Annotated in this window: 24 protein-coding genes; 15 read left to right on the top strand and 9 right to left on the bottom strand. The window is 60.0% G+C overall.

Features of this window, described 5'->3' with window-relative positions; genetic code table 11:
* Positions 1-13: 13 nt before the first annotated feature.
* Complete coding sequence (locus KGB27_RS08450) at positions 14-559, bottom strand: gamma carbonic anhydrase family protein (protein WP_223415770.1); 546 nt, start codon at positions 557-559, stop codon at positions 14-16.
* 89 nt (positions 560-648) lie between these two features.
* On the opposite strand from KGB27_RS08450, the gene prlC reads away from it, so the two are divergent.
* Both prlC and KGB27_RS08440 read left to right on the top strand, forming a co-directional pair.
* Entirely contained in the window at positions 649-2700 is a 2052-nt protein-coding gene (prlC, locus tag KGB27_RS08445; protein WP_223553912.1) for an oligopeptidase A, read from the top strand.
* On the top strand, positions 2697-2981 hold the full coding sequence (locus KGB27_RS08440) for a YheV family putative zinc ribbon protein (protein ID WP_008027712.1): 285 nt from the start codon (positions 2697-2699) through the stop codon (positions 2979-2981). The genes prlC and KGB27_RS08440 overlap by 4 nt, the downstream gene beginning before the upstream one ends.
* Before the next feature lie 44 nt (positions 2982-3025).
* On the opposite strand, the gene KGB27_RS08435 is transcribed toward KGB27_RS08440, so the two are convergent.
* Entirely contained in the window at positions 3026-3667 is a 642-nt protein-coding gene (locus KGB27_RS08435) for a dual specificity protein phosphatase family protein (RefSeq protein ID WP_008027710.1), read from the bottom strand.
* A 198-nt stretch (positions 3668-3865) separates the two neighbouring features.
* Complete coding sequence (locus tag KGB27_RS08430) at positions 3866-4171, bottom strand: hypothetical protein (protein ID WP_192228113.1); 306 nt, start codon at positions 4169-4171, stop codon at positions 3866-3868.
* Positions 4172-4402: 231 nt separating this feature from the next.
* Here KGB27_RS08430 and KGB27_RS08425 point away from each other — a divergent pair, with 231 nt between their 5' ends.
* The 3 genes from KGB27_RS08425 (at position 4403) to KGB27_RS08415 (ending at position 8053) form a co-directional block, all read left to right on the top strand.
* Positions 4403-5461, top strand: a complete 1059-nt coding sequence (locus tag KGB27_RS08425) for a PA0069 family radical SAM protein (RefSeq protein ID WP_008027708.1) — start codon at positions 4403-4405, stop codon at positions 5459-5461.
* Between the two features lie 243 nt (positions 5462-5704).
* Positions 5705-6436 carry a carbonic anhydrase gene (locus tag KGB27_RS08420; protein ID WP_008044681.1) on the top strand — a complete coding sequence of 244 codons (732 nt, stop codon included), beginning with the start codon at positions 5705-5707 and terminating at the stop codon, positions 6434-6436.
* Between the two features lie 90 nt (positions 6437-6526).
* Positions 6527-8053, top strand: a complete 1527-nt coding sequence (locus KGB27_RS08415) for a SulP family inorganic anion transporter (protein ID WP_008027704.1) — start codon at positions 6527-6529, stop codon at positions 8051-8053.
* 93 nt (positions 8054-8146) lie between these two features.
* On the opposite strand, the gene KGB27_RS08410 is transcribed toward KGB27_RS08415, so the two are convergent.
* Positions 8147-8797, bottom strand: coding sequence for a hypothetical protein (locus tag KGB27_RS08410; RefSeq protein ID WP_223553910.1), 651 nt, complete (start codon positions 8795-8797; stop codon positions 8147-8149).
* A 371-nt stretch (positions 8798-9168) separates the two neighbouring features.
* On the opposite strand from KGB27_RS08410, the gene coxB reads away from it, so the two are divergent.
* From coxB to KGB27_RS08385, 5 genes are all read left to right on the top strand, one after another.
* Positions 9169-10296: a cytochrome c oxidase subunit II gene (gene coxB / locus KGB27_RS08405; RefSeq protein WP_008027701.1), complete on the top strand. Its 1128-nt coding sequence runs from the start codon at positions 9169-9171 to the stop codon at positions 10294-10296.
* 82 nt (positions 10297-10378) lie between these two features.
* Positions 10379-11971 (top strand): cytochrome c oxidase subunit I, encoded by a 1593-nt coding sequence (ctaD, locus tag KGB27_RS08400; protein ID WP_008044690.1) that lies wholly within the window; start codon positions 10379-10381, stop codon positions 11969-11971.
* Positions 11968-12105, top strand: a complete 138-nt coding sequence (locus KGB27_RS08395; protein WP_008044691.1) for a hypothetical protein — start codon at positions 11968-11970, stop codon at positions 12103-12105. The genes ctaD and KGB27_RS08395 overlap by 4 nt, the downstream gene beginning before the upstream one ends.
* A complete protein-coding gene (locus KGB27_RS08390; RefSeq protein WP_008027696.1) occupies positions 12098-12649 on the top strand; it encodes a cytochrome c oxidase assembly protein in 552 nt (183 codons plus the stop codon). Before KGB27_RS08395 ends, KGB27_RS08390 begins: the two co-directional genes overlap by 8 nt.
* Before the next feature lie 25 nt (positions 12650-12674).
* Positions 12675-13562: a cytochrome c oxidase subunit 3 gene (locus KGB27_RS08385; protein ID WP_008027694.1), complete on the top strand. Its 888-nt coding sequence runs from the start codon at positions 12675-12677 to the stop codon at positions 13560-13562.
* Positions 13563-13587: 25 nt separating this feature from the next.
* Here the strand turns inward: KGB27_RS08385 and KGB27_RS08380 are convergent, their stop codons facing one another.
* Complete coding sequence (locus KGB27_RS08380; RefSeq protein ID WP_008027692.1) at positions 13588-13791, bottom strand: twin transmembrane helix small protein; 204 nt, start codon at positions 13789-13791, stop codon at positions 13588-13590.
* A 70-nt stretch (positions 13792-13861) separates the two neighbouring features.
* Between KGB27_RS08380 and KGB27_RS08375 the strand changes: the two genes are divergently transcribed.
* From KGB27_RS08375 to KGB27_RS08355, 5 genes are read left to right on the top strand one after another with little or no spacing between them, the layout of a single operon-like run.
* Positions 13862-14602, top strand: a complete 741-nt coding sequence (locus KGB27_RS08375; protein ID WP_207285017.1) for an SURF1 family protein — start codon at positions 13862-13864, stop codon at positions 14600-14602.
* On the top strand, positions 14568-15161 hold the full coding sequence (locus tag KGB27_RS08370) for a hypothetical protein (protein WP_223553908.1): 594 nt from the start codon (positions 14568-14570) through the stop codon (positions 15159-15161). Before KGB27_RS08375 ends, KGB27_RS08370 begins: the two co-directional genes overlap by 35 nt.
* A 10-nt stretch (positions 15162-15171) precedes the next feature.
* A complete protein-coding gene (locus tag KGB27_RS08365) occupies positions 15172-16245 on the top strand; it encodes a COX15/CtaA family protein (RefSeq protein ID WP_223553906.1) in 1074 nt (357 codons plus the stop codon).
* Positions 16233-17132, top strand: a complete 900-nt coding sequence (gene cyoE, locus KGB27_RS08360; RefSeq protein ID WP_008027686.1) for a heme o synthase — start codon at positions 16233-16235, stop codon at positions 17130-17132. Before KGB27_RS08365 ends, cyoE begins: the two co-directional genes overlap by 13 nt.
* Positions 17129-17764, top strand: a complete 636-nt coding sequence (locus tag KGB27_RS08355; protein ID WP_008027684.1) for an SCO family protein — start codon at positions 17129-17131, stop codon at positions 17762-17764. Before cyoE ends, KGB27_RS08355 begins: the two co-directional genes overlap by 4 nt.
* Before the next feature lie 150 nt (positions 17765-17914).
* On the opposite strand, the gene KGB27_RS08350 is transcribed toward KGB27_RS08355, so the two are convergent.
* The 4 genes from KGB27_RS08350 to KGB27_RS08335 all read right to left on the bottom strand — a co-directional run bounded on the left by KGB27_RS08350 (position 17915) and on the right by KGB27_RS08335 (position 21368).
* Positions 17915-18685, bottom strand: coding sequence for a MetQ/NlpA family ABC transporter substrate-binding protein (locus KGB27_RS08350; protein WP_008027681.1), 771 nt, complete (start codon positions 18683-18685; stop codon positions 17915-17917).
* Positions 18686-18759: 74 nt separating this feature from the next.
* Entirely contained in the window at positions 18760-19434 is a 675-nt protein-coding gene (locus tag KGB27_RS08345) for a methionine ABC transporter permease (RefSeq protein ID WP_008027679.1), read from the bottom strand.
* Positions 19434-20441: a methionine ABC transporter ATP-binding protein gene (locus KGB27_RS08340; RefSeq protein ID WP_008027677.1), complete on the bottom strand. Its 1008-nt coding sequence runs from the start codon at positions 20439-20441 to the stop codon at positions 19434-19436. The genes KGB27_RS08345 and KGB27_RS08340 overlap by 1 nt, the downstream gene beginning before the upstream one ends.
* Positions 20442-20651: 210 nt before the next feature.
* The gene (locus KGB27_RS08335; RefSeq protein ID WP_223553904.1) at positions 20652-21368 is read right to left on the bottom strand and encodes a PA5502 family lipoprotein; all 717 of its coding nucleotides are present in this window, start codon (positions 21366-21368) and stop codon (positions 20652-20654) included.
* Positions 21369-21374: the final 6 nt, after the last annotated feature.

Here is a 21374-nt window from a genome sequence, read left to right as displayed (position 1 = left end):
TAAGGGCGCGGGGTCAGAGCTGATCGTAGCCTTCGGCCAGATGCAGGTCCTTGAGCTTCACGTAATTCGCCGCGCTGTAGGTGAAAAAGGCTTTTTCCTTGTCCGTCAGCGGGCGGACCTGTTTCACCGGACTCCCCACATACAGAAAACCACTGTCCAGGCGTTTGCCCGGTGGCACCAGGCTACCGGCGCCGATGATCACATCATCCGCAACCACCGCACCGTCCATGACGATGCTGCCCATGCCGATCAACACCCGGCTACCCACGCTGCACCCATGGAGCATGACTTTGTGCGCGATGGTCACGTCGTCGCCGATCAGCAACGGAAAGCCATCGGGGTTGAACGGCCCGGCGTGGGTGATGTGCAGCACACAGCCGTCCTGCACGCTGGTGCGCGCACCGATGCGGATGCGGTGCATGTCGCCGCGGATCACCGTCAGCGGCCAAACGGAGCTGTCATCGCCGATTTCGACGTCGCCGATCACCACCGCCGAACTGTCGACAAAAGCGCCTTTGCCCAGCAGCGGCGTGTGGTTCTGATACTTGCGAAGGGTCACGATAGGGTTTCTCTCTGTTGCCGATAGCTGCGGTGAGCGTCGATTGTAATTAAGATGGCCGCATGTTTCTTCCAGCCAAGGTGCCAAACGTGAGCGTGAACAACCCTCTTTTGCAGTCCTACGACCTGCCGCCGTTCTCGGCGATCCGGGCCGAACACGTGCAACCGGCCATTGAACAGATCCTGGCTGACAACCGCGCCGCGATTATCGAGATCCTCAAAACCCAGGGCAAACAACCAACCTGGGCCGGCCTGGTGCTGGCGATGGACGAACTCAACGATCGCCTCGGCGCTGCCTGGAGCCCGGTCAGCCACCTGAACGCCGTGTGCAACAGCCCCGAATTGCGCGAAGCCTACGAATCCTGCCTGCCAGCGCTCAGCGCCTACTCCACCGAGCTGGGCCAGAACCGCGAACTGTTCGAGGCCTTCGAAGCCTTGGCCAACAGCCCGGAAGCCGCCGGTTTCGACGTCGCGCAGAAAACTATCCTGGAACACTCCCTGCGTGACTTCCGCCTGTCGGGTATCGACCTGCCAGAAGCCGAGCAGAAGCGTTACGCCGAAGTACAAAGCAAGCTCTCCGAACTGGGCAGCCGCTTCTCCAACCAACTGCTCGACGCGACTCAAGCCTGGACCAAGCACGTTACCGACGAAGCCGCCCTCGCCGGCCTGACCGATTCGGCCAAGGCACAAATGGCTGCGGCTGCGCAGGCCAAGGATCTGGAAGGCTTCCTGATCACCCTGGAATTCCCGAGCTACTACGCGGTGATGACCTACGCCCAGGACCGTGCCCTGCGCGAAGAAGTCTACGCCGCCTACTGCACCCGTGCGTCGGACCAAGGCCCGAATGCCGGCCAGAACGATAACGGGCCGGTGATGGAAGAAATCCTCGACCTGCGTCAGGAGCTGGCAAAACTGCTGGGTTTCGCCAGTTTCTCGGAGCTGAGCCTGGCCACCAAGATGGCCGAATCCAGCGATCAGGTGCTCAGCTTCCTCCGCGATCTGGCCAAGCGCAGCAAGCCGTTCGCCGCTCAGGACCTGGACCAGCTCAAGGCTTACGCCGCCGAACAAGGCTGCCCGGACCTGCAAAGCTGGGACAGCGGTTTCTACGGTGAAAAACTCCGCGAACAACGTTACAGCGTTGCCCAGGAAGCCCTGCGCGCTTACTTCCCGATCGACAAAGTGCTGGGCGGTCTGTTCGCCATCGTTCAACGTCTGTACGGCATCGAGATCGCCGAACAGAAAGGCTTCGACACCTGGCACCCGGACGTTCGCCTGTTCGAGATCAAGGAAAACGGCCAGCACGTCGGCCGCTTCTTCTTCGACCTCTACGCCCGCGCCAACAAGCGCGGCGGTGCATGGATGGACGGCGCCCGCGACCGTCGTCGCACGGCTGAGGGCGTGCTGCAAAGCCCGGTGGCCAACCTGGTGTGCAACTTCACCCCGGCCGACAGCGGCAAACCGGCGCTGCTGACCCACGACGAAGTGACCACCCTGTTCCACGAGTTCGGTCACGGCCTGCATCACCTGCTGACCCGCGTCGAACACGCCGGCGTATCCGGCATCAACGGCGTGGCGTGGGACGCGGTCGAGTTGCCAAGCCAGTTCATGGAAAACTGGTGCTGGGAGCCGGAAGGCCTGGCGCTGATTTCCGGTCACTACGAAACCGGTGAGCCGCTGCCGCAGGACCTGCTGGGCAAAATGCTCGCCGCGAAGAACTTCCAGTCCGGCCTGATGATGGTGCGTCAGCTCGAGTTCTCGCTGTTCGACTTCGAACTGCACGCCACCCACGGCGATGGCCGTAGCGTGCTGCAAGTGCTCGAAGGCATACGCGACGAGGTCTCGGTCATGCGCCCGCCGGCTTACAACCGCTTCCCGAACAGCTTTGCGCACATTTTCGCTGGCGGTTATGCGGCGGGTTACTACAGCTACAAATGGGCTGAAGTACTCTCGGCAGACGCCTTCTCGAAATTCGAAGAGGACGGCGTGCTCAACGCCGAAACCGGTCGCGCCTTCCGCGAAGCGATCCTCGCGCGCGGTGGTTCGCAGGAGCCGATGGTGCTGTTCGTCGACTTCCGTGGCCGTGCCCCGTCGATTGACGCACTCTTGCGCCACAGCGGCCTGAGTGAGGACGCAGCAGCATGAGCGAGGGACCTGTGAAGACGAAAAAACGCTTTATCGCCGGGGCGGTCTGCCCGGCCTGCAGCGAGCCGGACAAATTGATGATGTGGAGCGAAGACGATGTCCCGCATCGCGAGTGCGTGGGCTGCGGTTATTCCGACACGTTGAATGAACAGGGCCTGTCCGTGCCCAAGGAACTGGGCACACGGGTCAACACATCGGCGCTGAAGGCGCCGGACGCCAAGGTTCAGGCCGTGCAGTTTTTCCCGAACCCGAAGCTGAAGAAAAAGCCTGACGAACACTGAGTGCAGCAATGACCTCCCGCAGCGCAATGCTGTGGGAGGTGCTGTTACTCGACGTGGGCCGACTTGAACCAGCTCTTCATCGAGCAGGCCGCGAACGGGCTTGTACTGCATTCCCCATTGGCCAGCGCCGTGCGCAGCTTCTCGGCATCCGCCTGCATCATGTAACGAATACCGTCCTTGAAGTGGGTGCTGTCGCCAAAGCCACCTTGAGTCATCTCGTTCAGGGCGTCTTCCTTGCTCCAGCCTTGCACCACCACCCGGTACATGGCGGCCATCAGGCCGGTCCGGTCCGAACCATGTTTGCAGTGCATCAACACCGGGCCCTTGGCTTCGGCGGCCTGAATGGTGCGAAGGGCCTTGAGCACATCCGCGTCATCCACGTGGTTGGTGCGATAGGGCAACTGCACCTGGTCTATACCGGGCGTGGCCAGCCAGCTTGAATCCGACTCGGGCAGGAAGTTGATCACGGTGGCGACCTTGAGTTTTTCCAGCAACGGGACGGCTCCGCGGTCAGGCAATGCACTGCGGTAGAGCGTTGGAGACATCTGGAAGAGGTTGTACTGCACCTCGACCGATTGAGCCCACTCCGCAGGACGGGGTGCGACCGCATCGTCAGCGTGGGCGAGCGTCAGATTGAGGAATGCGACCAGCGACAGACACATCGCAGGGATAAGACGTAGGGACATGCTCGGCGACCGTATGCAAAGAGGCGGGATGACGACGCCAGATTGAGCCCTGATCAGTCAAAGACCTGTGAGCCGTCTGTCAAAGAATCGTGAATCATCCATTTATATACGATTGATCAACCATGGACGACGGTAGTTTCATGCCCCATTGCAACTAAGCCTGTATGAATCTCACACAGGCTTAGTTAAATAACAGGCTTAAGGATTGACGATACTGGAATACGCTTTCGCCAAGGCCAACAGTTTCTCCTTGTCATCACTGTCGATATCGCCGTCACCGTCCACATCGCTATTGACTGCTTTGATAGTGAAGGACCGGCCACCATCACTGGAGACCGCCGTCACGTAGGCGGAGTCCACCAGGGCCTCGGTCGACAGCTCATTCACGGCGTCCCACCCCAGCTCCTTGCGAGCCAGTTGCATCGATACCTGCGCTTCCCGCGGGTTGGCAATACTCGGCGCCAGCAATTGTAAAAAGATACCGCGCTGATTAAATAACGACATTTATTAATTCCATTTAACAAGTAAATACACGGAACTTCGTGCGAAGCGAATACTACTTATCAAGTTAGCGTCGGGGCTATTGGATATTTGTTTCCCGGCGTTGCGCCAAGTTGTACTTGTCAATCAATTCCACAATAAATGGTCATCCTGCTTTGCCGGAGCGCCAAACGGCACTGGCTGGGTCGCTCAACCTTCGATACTGTATGCACATACAGCTACGAGTATTGTCCGATGAGCACTCCCTTGCCACCCCGCGGTCGCGGTACCGCCACCAACCCGCACAACCGCTTCGCGCCAAACCGCTCGGTGGCGGAGGACGATGGCTGGTATCAGGAGGCGCCGATGACCCAGGGCACCGAGGTGCGCATCGAGACCGCTAAAACCATCATCACCCGCAACAACTCGCCAGACCTGCCCTTCGATCGCTCGATCAATCCGTATCGCGGTTGCGAGCATGGCTGCATTTATTGCTACGCACGGCCCAGCCACGCCTATTGGGACATGTCGCCGGGGCTGGATTTCGAAACCCGATTGATCGCCAAGACCAACGCCGCCGATGTGCTGGAAGAACAGCTGTCCAAACGCGGCTATCAATGCGCGCCGATCAACCTGGGCTCCAACACGGATCCTTATCAACCGATCGAACGCGAACACAAAATCACCCGCAAAACCCTGGAGGTGCTGCTGCGTTACCGTCACCCGGTGACCATCATCACCAAAGGCTCGCTGATTCTTCGCGACCTGGACCTGCTGGCCGAACTTGCCGAGCAAAGGCTGGTGGCGGTGATGATCAGCCTCACCACGCTGGACGATGAACTCAAACGCATCCTCGAACCACGTGCCGCAGCGCCCAAGGCCCGTCTCCGGGCGATCCGGGTGATGCGTGAAGCCGGGATTCCGGTGGGGGTGCTGTGTTCGCCGATGATTCCGATGATCAACGACAGCGAGCTCGAAAGCCTGTTGACCGAGGCACAGGCGGCCGGCGCGCAAAGTGCGGCCTACATGATGCTGCGCCTGCCATTGGAGGTGGCGCCGCTGTTCGAAGAATGGCTGGCGGCCCACTATCCTCAGCGGGCGGCCCATGTGTTGAGCCTGATCCGCCAGAGCCGCGGTGGCGAGCTCTACGACAGTCGGTTTGGCAGCCGGATGCGGGGCGAAGGTCCATTTGCCGACCTGCTGGCGCAACGCTTTGCCAAAACCATCAAACGCCTGGGGCTCAATCAGCGGGAAGGTTTCAATCTGGATTGCGAAGCCTTCTGTCCGCCGGGTCGCCAGATGTCGCTGATTTAAGGACAATTGGCCTATGGTGAGTAATGGAAAACGTGCGGCGCATTTAGGCTGGTCACGTTTTTTGTGATCTGGAACACACGTTCTAGAGCGGTTCATTCAGTTTGAGTTAAGATTCGGCCGCTACCTTGTTCATCGAGTGACTGACGGGTCGAGATTTCCGGCCTGGATGTTTTTTATACAGCCACTGGCTTCACACCGGACAAAACGGGAAAATTCCCTGACTCCGCCAATGAGGATGAATTCATGAGTGACAAGGATAAACAGCCGTTGGCTGCGTCGGCTTCAGCCCAAACCGAGGCAGAAACCGCCGATGCAGCGTTGAAGCATATTGTTGACGGCTTTTTGCATTTTCATCATGAGATCTTTCCGCAGCAGGAAGAGCTCTTCAAAAAACTCGCCACGGCTCAACAGCCAAGGGCGATGTTCATTACCTGCGCCGACTCGCGCATCGTGCCTGAACTGATCACTCATAGTTCGCCTGGCGATCTGTTCGTGACCCGTAACGTCGGCAACGTCGTACCGCCTTACGGCCAGATGAACGGTGGCGTATCCACGGCCATCGAGTACGCGGTGCTGGCGCTGGGCGTGCAACACATCATCATCTGTGGCCACTCCGATTGTGGCGCGATGCGTGCGGTGCTCAATCCCGACAGCCTGGAAAAGATGCCCACAGTCAAAGCCTGGCTGCGGCATGCGGAAGTCGCGAAAACCATGGTGCACGACAACTGCAACTGCACCGACGAAAACGAGACCATGCACATCCTCACCGAAGAGAATGTCATCGCCCAATTGCAACACTTGCGTACCCACCCCTCGGTAGCCTCGCGCATGGCGAACGGTCATCTGTTCATCCATGGCTGGGTCTACGACATCGAGACCAGCGCCATCAAAGCTTATGACGCCGATCAGGGTCGTTTCCTGCCGCTCGATGGCAGCCATCCGATACCAGTGGCGACGCCCAAAGCGCGCTTCTAAATCTTCCTAAAAATCTGTGTGGTTTGACCCCGGCCGCTGTTTCAGCGGTCCGGCCTTGCCATGCCTGAAGAAAACTTCGGGAGAATCACCATGCGTGCAGCGCAACTCAAAGCTGTTCTGCCACGGGAGCTGCTCGCTTCAGTGGTCGTGTTTCTGGTCGCCCTGCCCTTGTGCATGGGCATCGCCATCGCCTCGGGCCTGCCACCCGCCAAAGGCCTGATCACCGGGATCGTTGGCGGCCTGGTGGTGGGCTGGCTTGCCGGTTCGCCACTGCAAGTCAGTGGCCCGGCGGCCGGGTTGGCCGTTCTGGTATTCGAACTGGTGCGCCAGCACGGCATCGCCATGCTTGGGCCGATCCTGCTACTGGCGGGTTTCCTGCAACTGGTGGCCGGGCGCTTGAAGCTGGGCTGCTGGTTTCGAGTGACGGCGCCGGCGGTGGTCTACGGCATGCTGGCCGGGATTGGCGTGTTGATCGTGTTATCACAGGTGCATGTGATGCTCGACTCGGTGCCGAAACCTTCCGGGCTGGATAACCTGGCCGCCTTCCCCGCTGCCGTGGCTCAAGCCTTGCCTTCTTTTGGATGGCAGGCCGGCTTGCTCGGGCTCGCAACGATAGCGGTGATGTGGCTGTGGGAAAAACTCCGCCCACATTCCCTGCGCTTCATTCCGGGAGCATTACTGGGCGTAGGTCTGGCGACTGTTGCCAGCCTGATGCTCGCCTTGCAGGTCAAACGGGTGGAAGTCCCGGCCAATCTGGCGGAAGCCATCGACTGGCTGAAACCCGAAGACTTGCTCAACCTGGCCGACCCGACCCTGCTGATCGCCGCTTTCGCCGTGGCCTTCATCGCCAGCGCCGAAACCCTGCTGTCGGCCGCAGCGGTAGACCGCATGCACAGCGGCCAACGCTCGGACTTTGACCGGGAACTGTCGGCTCAGGGTGTGGGCAACATGCTCTGCGGCCTGCTTGGTGCGCTGCCGATGACCGGCGTGATCGTGCGCAGTTCGGCCAACGTGCAGGCCGGCGCCACCACCCGAATGTCGACGATATTCCATGGCCTGTGGTTGCTGGCGTTCGTGTTGCTGCTGTCGAGCGTGCTGCAAAGCATTCCCGTGGCGAGCCTGGCGGGTGTGTTGGTTTACACAGGTTTCAAATTGGTGGACCTGAAAGCCTTTCGCAGCCTGGGCCGATACGGCCGGATGCCGATGTTCACTTACGCGGCGACAGCGCTGGCGATCATCTTTACCGATCTGTTGACGGGCGTGCTGATCGGTTTCGGTCTGACGCTGGCGAAACTGGCGTGGAAGGCCTCACGATTGAAAATCAGCCTGATCGATCTGCCCAAGGACGGTGAGATGGAATTACGACTGATCGGGGCGGCGACCTTTCTCAAGGTGCCGGCACTGACTCAGGTGCTGGGGACCATCCCCGCCGGCGCGACGGTGCATGTGCCGCTCAATAACCTGAGCTACATCGATCATTCGTGCCTGGAATTGCTTGAGGAGTGGGGGCGGGCCAATGCGGCCAAGGGTTCAACGCTGTTGATTGAGGCGCGGGGGTTAAAGCGCAGATTGGAAGGGCGGTTGCGAACCACCACCGGAGTAGGCTCCACCGCATAGATCACCTGTAGGAGCGAGGCTTGCCCGCGAAGGCGTCTTTGAATACGCCAAAAGCTTCGCGGGCAAGCCTCGCTCCTACAGGGAGCATTGGGATTAGGCGGCGGGTTGGTCCAGCTCAAGACCTACGCCCAGCCGACGCGACATGCATGGCCAGCGTTTCCACGCAGCGCCGGTATCCGGGCTGCTGAGCTTCGTGCGGTAGGCTTCGACCGATTCCAGCGCAAAGCTTTCATCGTCGAGCATGTTATCCACCGCGTGGTGCACCACTTCATCCAGTTGGTTGGCAAATTCCTCACCGATCAGTTGGTGAGCGATCAGGTTGGCGACAGTCATGTCCAAGGGGATCAGTGGCTGGCCAAAATGCTTGATGTACAGGTCGTTGACCTCTTCGACAAACCGATGCGCCAGATAGGCCTCGTCCAGCAGGCTGTCCAGTCCGACGTGCCCTGCCATGATTTCTGGCGGCTGAAGGAAGTATTGCTCGGCAATTTTCAGCACCGGTTTGATCTGTGACTCGATACCCGCTTCCCTGGCGACTTCATTGGCTGCATCCAGCAGATCAGGAACTTCATCGATATAGGCGGCTACAAAACGCGTCAGCACGCCATTGGCATCCGCCTCCGGCAGTTGGATCGATGGGTGTAGATGAGGCAGTTTGCTTTCCAGCTGACGTGTCAGAAGGCCGGTCTCGGCTTCATGTTGTTGGGCTTTTTGGATCTGCTCGCGCAATGCGGCGGTGTTCATGAAAACTCCAGGAAACAAAGGCAATGAAATAGGGAAGACATAACTTAGCTGGCATCCAAAATCTGCTAAGACGCATTTGTCATAAATATTTCATCCTTGAGACGTCAAAGTTATATCGATGTGCCACCACTCCTCTGCATCCTTCTCCATTCGTGACCTAGAACGCAAGTCCCAGCTGTTTCAGATGATTTACGCCCTCACATTGCGAGGTAGCAGTCGCTGTCTATACTCGGGTTGGAATGGAGTTAGCTGATGACGTCCGACTGCACACGCAGCAAGACCCGGCGATTCAAGTTCGTAGTCTGAAAATGCCGCTCCCTTGCCGCAGGTGAAAGCCGGCGGGATAACAAGAACGATAAGGGGAACCCGCAATGATGCGACATCCACACGTCTGGATGGGCCTCCTGTTGTGGTCGATTTTCAGTCAGGCACAAGCGGCCTGGACTGTGAATATGGCGCCGGGAGCGACTGAAATCAGTCACGCAGTATTTGACCTGCACATGACCATTTTCTGGATCTGTGTAGTGATCGGCATCATCGTCTTCGGCGCCATGTTCTGGTCGATGATCCTCCACCGCCGCTCGACCGGGCAGGTGGCCGCCAAGTTTCATGAAAGCACTACCGTCGAAATCCTCTGGACCATCGTGCCCTTCATCATTTTGGTGGCCATGGCGGTACCGGCGACAGCGACCCTGATCAAGATGTACGACGCCAGTGAGCCGGATATCGATATCCAGGTCACCGGCTATCAGTGGAAGTGGCACTACAAATACCTGGGCCAGGACGTCGAGTTCTTCAGCAACCTGGCCACTCCCGCCGACCAGATCCACAACAAGGAAGCCAAGGGCGAGCACTACTTGCTCGAGGTCGACAAGCCGCTGGTGCTGCCGATCGGCGCCAAGGTGCGCTTCCTGGTGACCTCTGCCGACGTCATCCACTCCTGGTGGGTGCCGGCCTTCGCGGTCAAGCGCGATGCGATCCCCGGGTTCGTCAACGAAGCCTGGACCCGCGTCGACAAGCCCGGCCTCTATCGTGGCCAATGCGCCGAGTTGTGCGGCAAGGACCACGGCTTCATGCCGATCGTGGTCGAGGTCAAGGAAAAGGCCGATTACGAAAAATGGCTGGGCGAGCGCAAGGCCGAGGCTGCGCAACTCAAAGAACTGACCAGCAAGGAATGGACCCTCGACGAGCTCAAGGAGCGCGGCGACAAGGTCTATCACACCACTTGCGTGGCCTGTCACCAGGCCGAAGGCCAGGGCCTGCCGCCGATGTTCCCGGCGCTCAAGGGCTCGAAAATCGCCACCGGACCGATCAAGGATCACTTGGGCATTGTCTTCCACGGCAAGCCTGGCACCGCCATGGCGGCGTTCGGCAAGCAGCTGTCGGAAGTCGATATCGCAGCGGTCGTGACCTACGAACGTAACGCCTGGGGCAATAACAAGGGCGACATGGTCACGCCTAAAGAAGTGCTGGAGCTGAAACAGGCGGAAAGCAAATGACCCGGTCTATTGCGTACACCAGCAACCGGTCGGGGCTCTGCGCCCCGGCCCGCCCAGCCTCTCTGTTTGCAGGAGACATGAAATGACGGCTGTCATCGATGACCCTGTCCATACCCATACCGAGCACGCCCATGGCCCTGCCAAAGGCCTGATGCGCTGGGTGCTGACCACCAACCACAAGGATATCGGCACGCTGTACCTGTGGTTTGCGTTCTCCATGTTCCTCTTGGGCGGTTCGTTCGCGATGGTGATTCGCGCCGAACTGTTCCAGCCGGGGTTGCAGATCGTCCAGCCGGAGTTCTTCAACCAGATGACCACCATGCACGGTCTGGTGATGGTCTTCGGTGCGGTGATGCCGGCCTTCGTCGGCCTCGCCAACTGGATGGTCCCGCTGATGATCGGCGCGCCAGACATGGCGCTGCCGCGGATGAACAACTTCAGCTTCTGGCTGCTGCCGGCGGCGTTCCTGCTGTTGGTGTCGACCCTGTTCACCCCCGGTGGCGGGCCGAACTTCGGCTGGACGTTCTACGCGCCGCTATCCACGACCTATGCGCCGGAAAGCGTGACGTTCTTCATCTTCGCCATCCACTTGATGGGGATCAGTTCGATCATGGGCGCGATCAACGTGATCGCCACCATCCTCAACTTGCGCGCCCCCGGCATGACGTTGATGAAAATGCCGCTGTTCGTCTGGACCTGGCTGATCACCGCGTTCCTGCTGATCGCGGTGATGCCGGTACTGGCCGGTTGCGTGACGATGATGCTGATGGACATCCACTTCGGCACCAGCTTCTTCAGTGCTGCCGGTGGCGGTGATCCGGTGTTGTTCCAGCATGTGTTCTGGTTCTTCGGTCACCCGGAGGTGTACATCATGATCCTGCCGGCCTTCGGTGCCGTCAGCTCGATCATCCCGGCATTTTCGCGCAAGCCGCTGTTCGGCTACACCTCGATGGTCTATGCCACGGCATCTATTGCGTTCCTGTCCTTTATCGTCTGGGCACACCACATGTTCGTGGTGGGCATTCCGCTGGTGGGCGAGCTGTTCTTCATGTACGCCACGCTGCTGATCGCCGTGCCGACGGGGGTGAAGGTGTTCAACTGGGCCAGCACCATGTGGCAAGGCTCGCTGACCTTCGAGACACCGATGCTGTTTGCCGTGGCGTTCGTGATCCTGTTCTCCATCGGCGGCTTCTCCGGGTTGATGCTGGCCATCGCCCCGGCGGACTTCCAGTACCAGGACACCTACTTCGTGGTCGCGCATTTCCACTACGTGCTGGTGCCGGGGGCGATCTTCGGGATCTTCGCGTCGGCCTACTACTGGATGCCGAAATGGACCGGCCACATGTACGACGAAACCCTCGGCAAGCTGCACTTCTGGCTGTCGTTCATCGGCATGAACATGGCCTTCTTCCCGATGCACTTCGTGGGGCTGGCAGGCATGCCGCGGCGGATTCCGGACTACAACCTGCAATTCGCTGACTTCAACATGGTGTCGTCGATCGGTGCGTTCATGTTCGGCGCCACGCAGATCTTCTTCCTGTTCATCGTGATCAAGACCATCCGTGGCGGCCCGCCAGCACCGGCCAAACCGTGGGATGGCGCGGAAGGCCTGGAGTGGAGCATCCCGTCACCGGCGCCGTATCACACGTTCACCACGCCGCCGGAAGTGAAATGAAACACCTCGCTCCTGTAGGAGCCGGCTTGCTGGCGATGAACGATTACGCGGTGCGCCTGACGCACCGCGGTGTTTGCATCGCCAGCAAGCCGGCTCCTACAGGGTTCGGTGTTGAGGGTTTGAATCATGGCTGATTCTGTTTCGATGAAAAAACTGGTCACCCGCCTGTTGCTGGTGGTGGTGGCGATGTTTGTCTTCGGCTTTGCCCTGGTGCCGATCTACGACGTGATGTGCAAGGCGTTCGGCATCAACGGCAAGACCGCCGGGCAATACGAAGGCGAACAAACCGTCGATACCTCGCGGCAAGTCCGCGTGCAGTTTCTGTCGACCAACTCTGCTGACATGTCCTGGGATTTCTACCCCAAGAGCGATGAGTTGACGGCCAACCCAGGGGCAGTCAACGAGATGATCTTCATCGCCCACAACCCGACCGACCGGCCGATGAGCGCGCAAGCGGTGCCGAGCATCGCGCCGAGCAACGCGGCGGCGTATTTCCACAAAACCGAATGTTTCTGCTTTACCCAGCAAGTGCTGCAGCCCGGTCAACGGATCGAGATGCCGGTACGTTTCATCGTTGACCGCGACATGCCCAAGGAAGTGAAGCACCTGACGCTGTCCTACACGCTGTTCGATATCACCGCCCGACATCCACCGGTGGCTGTAAATACTGGCGGCTGAGCGTGCCCGATAAGGAGAACAATAAATGGCAACTCATGAGCACTATTACGTACCGGCCCAAAGCAAATGGCCGATCATCGCCACGGTCGGGATGTTCATCACCGTGTATGGCCTGGCCACCTGGTTCAACGATCTGAAAGCGGCGCGGCCGGAATCCCACGGCCCGCTGATCTTTTTCGTCGGTGGCCTGCTGCTGGCGTACATGCTGTTCGGCTGGTTCGGCACGGTGATCAAGGAAAGTCGCAGCGGTTTGTACAGCGCGCAGATGGATCGCTCGTTCCGCTGGGGCATGAGCTGGTTCATTTTCTCGGAGGTGATGTTCTTCATCGCCTTTTTCGGCGCGCTGTTTTATGTGCGCCATGTGTCCGGTCCCGCCTTGGGTGGCGAAGGCACCAAAGGCCTCGCCCACATGCTGTGGCCTGCCTTCCAGTGGACCTGGCCGCTGCTGAACAACCCGGACTCCAAACTCTTTGTGCCCCCGAAGGAAGTCATCAGCCCCTGGGGCCTGCCGTTGCTCAATACCGTGTTGCTGGTGAGTTCCAGCGTCACGATAACCATCGCCCACCACGCCTTGAGAAAGGGCCATCGCGGTGCGTTGAAAATCTGGCTGGCGATCACCGTGTTGCTGGGCTGCGCGTTCCTCGGCTTCCAGGCCGAAGAGTACATCCACGCCTATCACGAACTGGGCCTGACCCTGGGTTCGGGCATCTATGGCGCGACGTTCTTCATGCTCACCGGATTCCACGGCGCCCACGTAACCATTGGCACCATCATTTTGTTTGTGATGCTGATGCGAATCCTGCGCGGACACTTCGATAACGAGCACCAATTCGGCTTCGAGGCAGCGAGCTGGTATTGGCACTTCGTGGATGTCGTGTGGATCGGGTTGTTCATTTTCGTCTACGTGTTGTAGGAGCCAGCAAGCTGGCTCCTACAAGTTACCAAGGCGCAGTAGAGACTAACTGGCCGCTGAAAAAACCCCAGGCGATCAAGCCGACGGTAACAGCGGCCAGGGCAACACGGACACTCAAGGCAATGACGAGGCGGTTCGAGCTGCTGTCGTCCTTGACCAGAAAAAACAGGCCGCTGAACAGGCTGACAACCGTGGCAATCAGCATCAGGACGATGGCTGCTTTGAGCATGGTGGGACTCCGGGGGACAGGCGATGCACTTGAGTATAGCTATCGCGACCAATGACTTTCTGGCGACGCCATGAAGCGCTTTCGGCCGGGCATCGTGCCGACGCTGGTGGTCGCCCTCCTGCTGCCGCTGCTGGTGTCGCTCGGCTTCTGGCAACTGGGCCGTGGCGCAGAGAAAAGCGCGCTGCTGCACACCTACGCCGAACGCCGTGCCGCCGAACCGATGGCCAGCACCGAACTGCCACACACCGAGGATCCGGCCTTTCGCCGGGTTCGCCTGCACGGCCAGTTCGACGCCGCGCACAGCCTGCTGCTGGATAACCGTCAGCGCGACGGCAAGGTTGGCGTCGAGCTGCTGCAACCGTTTCAGGATCAGGCGACCGGGCTCTGGCTGCTGGTCAATCGCGGCTGGCTGCCGTGGCCGGACCGGCGCACACCGCCGCAATTCAATACACCCGCCCAGGCATTGAGTCTCGATGCCTGGGTCTACGTTTCCCCCGGCGCGACGTTTCAATTACACGCTGACCCGGACAGCACAACCTGGCCGCAGCTGATCACAGCGGTGGAACCGACCAGGCTCTGGTCAGCTCTGGGCCGTGAAGGTCTTGCCTACGAATTACGCGCAGAAAACAGCCTCGCAACCTACCGGGCCGACTGGCCGATCGTTGCCACAGGGCCGGAAAAACACATCGCTTATGCCGTGCAGTGGTTCGCCATGTCGATCGCCCTGCTCGGCCTTTTTATCTACCTCGGCTGGCACAACGCAAAGGAGAAACACCATGGGAGCGGCCATGAATCCACCCAGCATGTCTGAAGCGAAAACGCCGGCGAACCGGCGCAAGGGTCGCTTGCAGCTGTTACTGATCCTGCTCGTGGTGATCGGCCCGATGATCCTCGCCACCGGCATGTACAAACTGAATTTCTGGGTGCCGGAAGGCCGCAGCTATCACGGTGAACTGATCGGCAACGGCCAGACCCGCGCCGACCTTGGCGTGCAGGCGCAGGAAGAGCGCTGGCAACTACTGGTCACGGCACCGAAGGCGTGTGCGGTGGACTGCCAGCAACTGGTGTATCTGGCACGGCAAATCCAGATCGGCCTTGGTCGCGATGCGTCCCGCGCCAGTCATGCCATCGCCACCGCGCAGCCGCTGAACGGTGATTACGAGACTAAACTTCAACGCGAGTACCCGCAGTTGCAGCGTTATCCACTGGACCTGCCGACCTACACCAAAGGCGCTCAGAGCAATGACACGCCGCACCTGTGGATCATCGACCCCCACGGCAATCTGGTGCTGCGCTACGACCCGACGGTGAAGGGCAAGGACTTGCTCAACGACCTGCGCCATCTGCTGAAACTGTCGAACATCGGATAAGGGCATCGTCATGGCCAAACCTGGATTTCGCCTCGCGCTGTTTGCCACCTTGCTGGCACTGATTGTGGTGCTGCTCGGCGCCTACACCCGCCTGACCCACGCCGGTCTCGGCTGCCCGGACTGGCCGGGCTGCTACGGCTTTATCAGCGTGCCGAAAAGCGAAGCCCAGCTGGCGCATGCCGAACTGCACTTTCCCGATGCGCCCGTCGAAGCGCACAAGGGCTGGAACGAGATGGTCCACCGTTACTTCGCCGGCACGCTGGGGCTGTTGATCTCGGTGCTGGCCGGTCGCGCGTGGGTGCATCGTCGTCATCCGGGGCAACCGGTGAAGCTGCCGTTGTTTCTGTTGGCGGTGGTGATTGCCCAAGCAGCGTTCGGCATGTGGACGGTGACGCTCAAGCTTTGGCCGCAAGTGGTGACGGGGCATTTGCTCGGTGGGTTCGCGACGTTGAGCCTGTTGTTTCTCCTGACCCTGCGCCTGTCCGGCGTGCTACCTGCGCTGACCGTACCCCGGCGCTTGCAGTACTGGGCGACGGCCGGGTTGTTGCTGGTCATCCTGCAAATCGCCCTCGGCGGGTGGGTCAGCTCCAACTACGCGGCGGTGGCCTGCATCGACTTCCCGACCTGCCACGGGCAATGGCTGCCACCGGCGGACTTCGCCAACGGCTTTCACCTGACCCAGCACATCGGCCCCAATTACCTGGGCGGGCAGCTCGACAGCGATGCTCGCACGGCGATTCACCTGACTCACCGTATCGGCGCGCTGTTGGTGACAGTGGTGCTGCTCGGCCTCGCATGGCAACTGAAAGTCGTCGGCATGACGCGCCTGGCCGGGCTGGTGCTGTTTGCCCTCGCCGCACAAATCACCCTCGGCATCAGCAACGTGCTGTTCCACCTGCCGCTGCCGGTGGCCGTCGCGCATAACGCCGGCGGTGCAGCGCTGCTGCTGACGATGGTGCTGGTCAATTATCACGCGCGAACCAGTCTGGTTCGGGTCAAGCAACCGACACGCTGGCGGTTCAGCCCGCGTAAACATTCAGCCGGGCCCATAACAATAAAAGGAGAGATGCCATGGCGACTCTGATCGGCGCACGTCACAACCAGGCAATCTGGCGTGACTACCTGGAGCTGACCAAGCCGAAAGTGGTGGTGCTGATGCTCATCACCTCGCTGGTCGGCATGTTCCTGGCGACCCGCGCCGGGGTGCCATGGACCGTGCTGGTGTTCGGCAATCTGGGGATCGCCTTGTGTGCCGGCGGTGCGGCGGCGGTGAATCATGTGGTGGACCGACGCATCGACGCGGTGATGGCCCGAACCCACAAACGCCCCTTGGCCGAAGGCCGGGTCTCACCGACGGCGGCGCTGACGTTCGCATTGGTGCTGGCGGTGCTGGGCCAGGCGTTGCTGCTGGCCTTCACCAACCCGCTGACCGCTTGGCTGACCCTCGCCTCCTTGCTCGGTTACGCGGTGGTCTACACCGGTTTCCTCAAACGCGCGACGCCGCAGAACATTGTCATCGGCGGCCTCGCCGGTGCCGCCCCGCCGCTGCTCGGCTGGACCGCCGCCACCGGCCACATCAGCGCCGAACCGTTGTTGCTGGTGCTGATCATCTTCGCCTGGACCCCGCCGCACTTCTGGGCGCTGGCGATTCACCGCAAAGAGGAATACGCCAAGGCCGACATTCCGATGCTGCCGGTAACCCACGGCGAGCACTACACCAAGATTCACATCCTGCTCTATACCTTCGCGCTGCTGGCCGTGAGCCTGATGCCGTATGTGATCCACATGAGCGGCATGCTTTACCTGATTTGTGCGTTGGGACTGGGCGCAAGGTTTCTGCAATGGGCCGTGGTGCTGTACCGTGGCACTCGACCGCACGCGGCGATCAACACGTTCAAGTACTCTATTTACTACTTGTTCCTGTTGTTTATCGCGCTGCTCGTAGACCACTACCTACTGTTGAACCTATGACTCGAACCCAGAAAACCGTCTTCATCCTTGTTGCCCTGATCGCACTGGTTCTGGGCCTGACCATCAATAAAGTGCTGTCCGGCAAAGGCCAGGGCGACCCGACCGCGTTGATCGACGCCGGGATCATCCTGTTGCCGCAAAGCCGTAATCTGCCGGACGTGACGATGACCGATCAGGACGGCAAACCGGTGGCGGTCAACGCGCTGAAAGACAAGTGGAGCCTGCTGTTCTTCGGCTACACCTTCTGCCCGGACATCTGCCCCACCACCCTCGCCCAACTGCGCCAGATCAAGAGCGAACTGCCGCCTGAGGCTGTGGATAAGTTGCAGATCGTGCTGGTCAGCGTCGACCCGAACCGCGACACGCCCAAGCAACTCAAGCAATACCTGGGCTACTTCGATCCGCAGTTCCAGGGCCTGACGGCGACGTCGGTGGAAGACATTCAGAAACTGGCCAACGCGGTGAGCATTCCGTTCATTCCGGCGGACACCAGCAAACCGAACTACACGGTTGATCACAGCGGCAACCTGGCGGTGATCGGGCCGGACGGGACACAGCGCGGGTTTATCCGGGCGCCGTTGAACAACGCGAAGCTGGTGGCGCAGTTGCCGGTGATGCTCAACCGTAAATAAACACCACGCCCCTGTAGGAGCCAGGCTTGCCGGCGAAGGCGATCTCTCGGACGCCTTCGCCGGCAAGCCTGGCTCCTACAGGGGGCGTGTGTTTCGGGCAAAAAAAATGGGGCGCATTGAATGCGCCCCATTTTTCGTTACAGCGTCAGATCAGAACGCCGGCACCACAGCGCCTTTGTACTTCTCGAGGATGAAGGCTTTCACTTCCGGGCTGTGCAGCGCGGCAACCAGTTTCTTCATGTCTTCGCTGTCCTTGTCGTCCGGGCGGGCAACGAGGATGTTCACGTACGGCGAGTCGCTGCCTTCGATGACCAGCGCATCCTTGGCCGGATCGAGCTTGGCTTCCAGCGCATAGTTGGTGTTGATCAGCGCCAGGTCGACCTGGGTCAGCACGCGCGGGATGGTCGCGGCTTCCAGTTCGCGGAATTTCAGGTCCTTGGCGTTCTCGGTGATGTCCTTGACGGTCGACAGGATGTTGTTCGAATCCTTCAACTTGATCAGGCCAGCCTTGGCCAGCAGCAGCAAAGCGCGGCCGCCGTTGGTGGCGTCGTTCGGGATCACCACGGTGGCGCCGCCCGGCAGTTCGGTCAGTGCCTTGTACTTGCTGGAATAAGCGCCCAGCGGTTCCAGGTGCACACCGGCTACGGAAACCAGGTTGGTACCCTTGGCCTTGTTGAACTCATCGAGGTACGGCTGGTGCTGGAAGAAGTTGGCGTCCAGACGTTTCTCGGCCACTTGCACGTTCGGCTGAATGTAATCGGTGAAGACTTTGACCTTCAGGTCCACGCCTTCTTTGGCCAGGGCCGGTTTCACGAATTCGAGGATTTCTGCGTGCGGGACCGGGGTGGCCGCAACGGTCAGGGTGTCGGCGTGGGCAGAAAAGGCTGCAACGGCAGCGAACGCGACGAGTAGTTTTTTCATTCAGCTAACTCCTTGTGAATATCCGCTTGCGGCGCCTGTTTGCGGCTCCCGCCAGCGAAGGGCCTGCTCATAAATTATTTGCGCGAGAAGTGTACGACCAACTTGTCGCCAACCGTTTGCAGCACTTGAACCAACACCAGCAGCAACACCACCGTGACGACCATCACGTCAGTCTGGAAACGCTGGTATCCGAAACGGATCGCCAGGTCACCCAGACCACCGGCGCCAACCACACCGGCCATCGCCGTGTAGGACACCAGTGTAATAGCTGTCACCGTAATCGCCGCGAAGATGCCCGGGCGGGCTTCCGGCAGCAAGGCGTTGGTGATGATCTGACGTGTCGTCGCGCCCATGGCCTGGGTCGCTTCGATGATGCCGCGATCCACTTCACGCAAGGCGGTTTCCACCAGACGCGCGAAGAACGGTGTGGCACCGACCACCAGCGGCGGAATCGCACCGGCGACACCCAGCGAAGTGCCGGTGATCAACACGGTGAACGGGATCATCACAATCAGCAAAATGATGAAGGGCAATGAACGCAGGATGTTCACCACCAGCGACAACATCGCGTATACGCCTTTGGCTTCCAGCAACTGACGCGGGCTGCAGAGAAACAACAGCACGCCCAGCGGCAGGCCCAGCAAAACGGTGAACAGCAGCGAACCGCCGAGCATCAGCAGGGTGTCGCCGGTGGCCAGCCAGATTTCGAACCAATCGATGTTGGCGAAAAACGTTGTCAGAGCTTCCATTAACGAAGCACCTCCATATGAACGTCAGCCGCGGTGAAGCGGGCAAACGCCGCCTCCATGTCGCCGCCGGTGACCGCCAAGGTCAGTTGCCCATAGGGGATGTCTTTGATGCGATCGATACGGCCGGCCAGAATGCTGTAGTCCACGCCCGTTTCCCGAGCGACGGTTCCCAGCAACGGCGCGTAGGTCGCTTCGCCCTGGAAGGTCAGACGCACGATACGGCCCGGCACGTGAGCAAAGTCGTCGCGCTGTTCGCTTTCGTCAATCTGCTCGTCTTCTTGCACGAAGCGTTTGGTGGTCGGGTGTTTCGGGTGCAGGAACACTTCAGCGACCGAACCTTGCTCGACGATCACGCCAGCGTCCATCACGGCCACCTGGTCGCACACGCGACGGATCACATCCATCTCGTGGGTGATCAGGACAATGGTCAGTTTCAGTTCGCGGTTGATCTCGGCCAGCAATTGCAGGACCGACGCCGTGGTCTGCGGGTCCAGTGCACTGGTGGCTTCATCGCACAGCAGGATTTTCGGCTTGGTCGCCAGTGCGCGGGCAATGCCGACACGCTGCTTCTGGCCGCCCGACAACTGCGCCGGGTACTTTTTGGCGTGGTCGGACAAACCTACCCGCGCCAGCAACTCGGCGACACGCTGGTCGATCTCGCCACGCGACAGTTCACCGGCGAGGGTCAGCGGCAGTGCGACGTTGTCGGCCACGGTCTTGGAAGCCAGCAAGTTGAAGTGCTGGAAAATCATCCCGACCTGCTGACGGAAGCGCCGCAAGCCGCTGGCGTCGAGCGCGGTGACTTCTTCGCCGTCGACGATGATCTTGCCGCCACTGGAGTTCTCCAGGCGATTGATCAGACGCAGCAGGGTACTTTTTCCCGCACCGGAATGACCGATCAGGCCGAAAACCTGGCCGTTCTCAATCGACAGACTGGTCGGGTGCAGGGCGGGAATATCCTTACCGGCGACGCGGTAGGTTTTGTGGACGTTTTGAAACTCGATCACGTAGCGAACCTTGTGGGGCGCGTTGAATAAGGATCAGCGGTTAGCCGGGCGCGCATTTTAGCCTGTCCGTATAGAGGTTATTAGCATTTATTCCGCATTCAACCTTTCATTTGGCAATAACGAACGCGTGACGGACGCCTTCGCCGGCAAGCCGGTCTCGCTCCCACAGGGACAGCAACTCTGTGGGAGCGAGCCTGCTCGCGATGCTTTTTAAGGTTTACGCGGACTCAAGACCATCTGCGCCGGAACATTGCGCAGGATCTGCTTCTCCAGATTCAGGTCAAACCCCGAATCCAGCTTCTTTACCCGCTTGGTCAATAACGTCGCCAGCCACGGGTAGTCCTGCGTGCGTGGCGCCTGAATGCTCACGTCACATTGGTAATTCACCACATCAGCCGCGATCGCATCCAGTTGCCGGCGAAGTTTGCTCATATCGGTGAGGTTCAACGCGACGGTGGTGCTTTCAGCGGTCGGATCAATCACTTTTGCCTGAGGTTTAGCCTCGGCAGCCAACAGCGCCGCTTCAGCTTTGTCGAGCTCTGCCTTGCGTGCGTTGACGATGGCGTTGTTGACCCCACCGGTCAGCGCCGGCGCCTTGGGCATCAACGCCCGCGCACGGCTCAGTGCGGTTGCCGCAGCATTCACATCGCCTTTTTGCAGCACGATCTGGCTGCGTTGCAGATAGGCCTCGGCGAGTTGCCGTTGGTATTGCACAAGGGACGGGTCGTTTGGCGACTCAGCCTGCAAGGCAGCCAATTGATCTTCGGCAGTGGCCAGTTCGCTGCTGGCGAGGCTTTGCTCGAGCTGTGCGATGGCCGTGGCCCGCGCATCAGTGGCCTCGGTGGTCGCCGGTGGCGTGCTTTGGCATGCACCCAGTAGCAGCGAAAATGCGACAAGGAGCAGATAACGGGAGGCGAACGGCTTCATTCCTGC

It is taken from the genome of Pseudomonas sp. BF-R-01 (assembly GCF_019946615.1).
In the GTDB taxonomy this organism is placed as follows: domain Bacteria; phylum Pseudomonadota; class Gammaproteobacteria; order Pseudomonadales; family Pseudomonadaceae; genus Aquipseudomonas; species Aquipseudomonas migulae.
The sequence above is the reverse complement of the archived record's forward strand: the minus strand, read 5'-3'. Positions and strand labels throughout refer to the sequence as shown.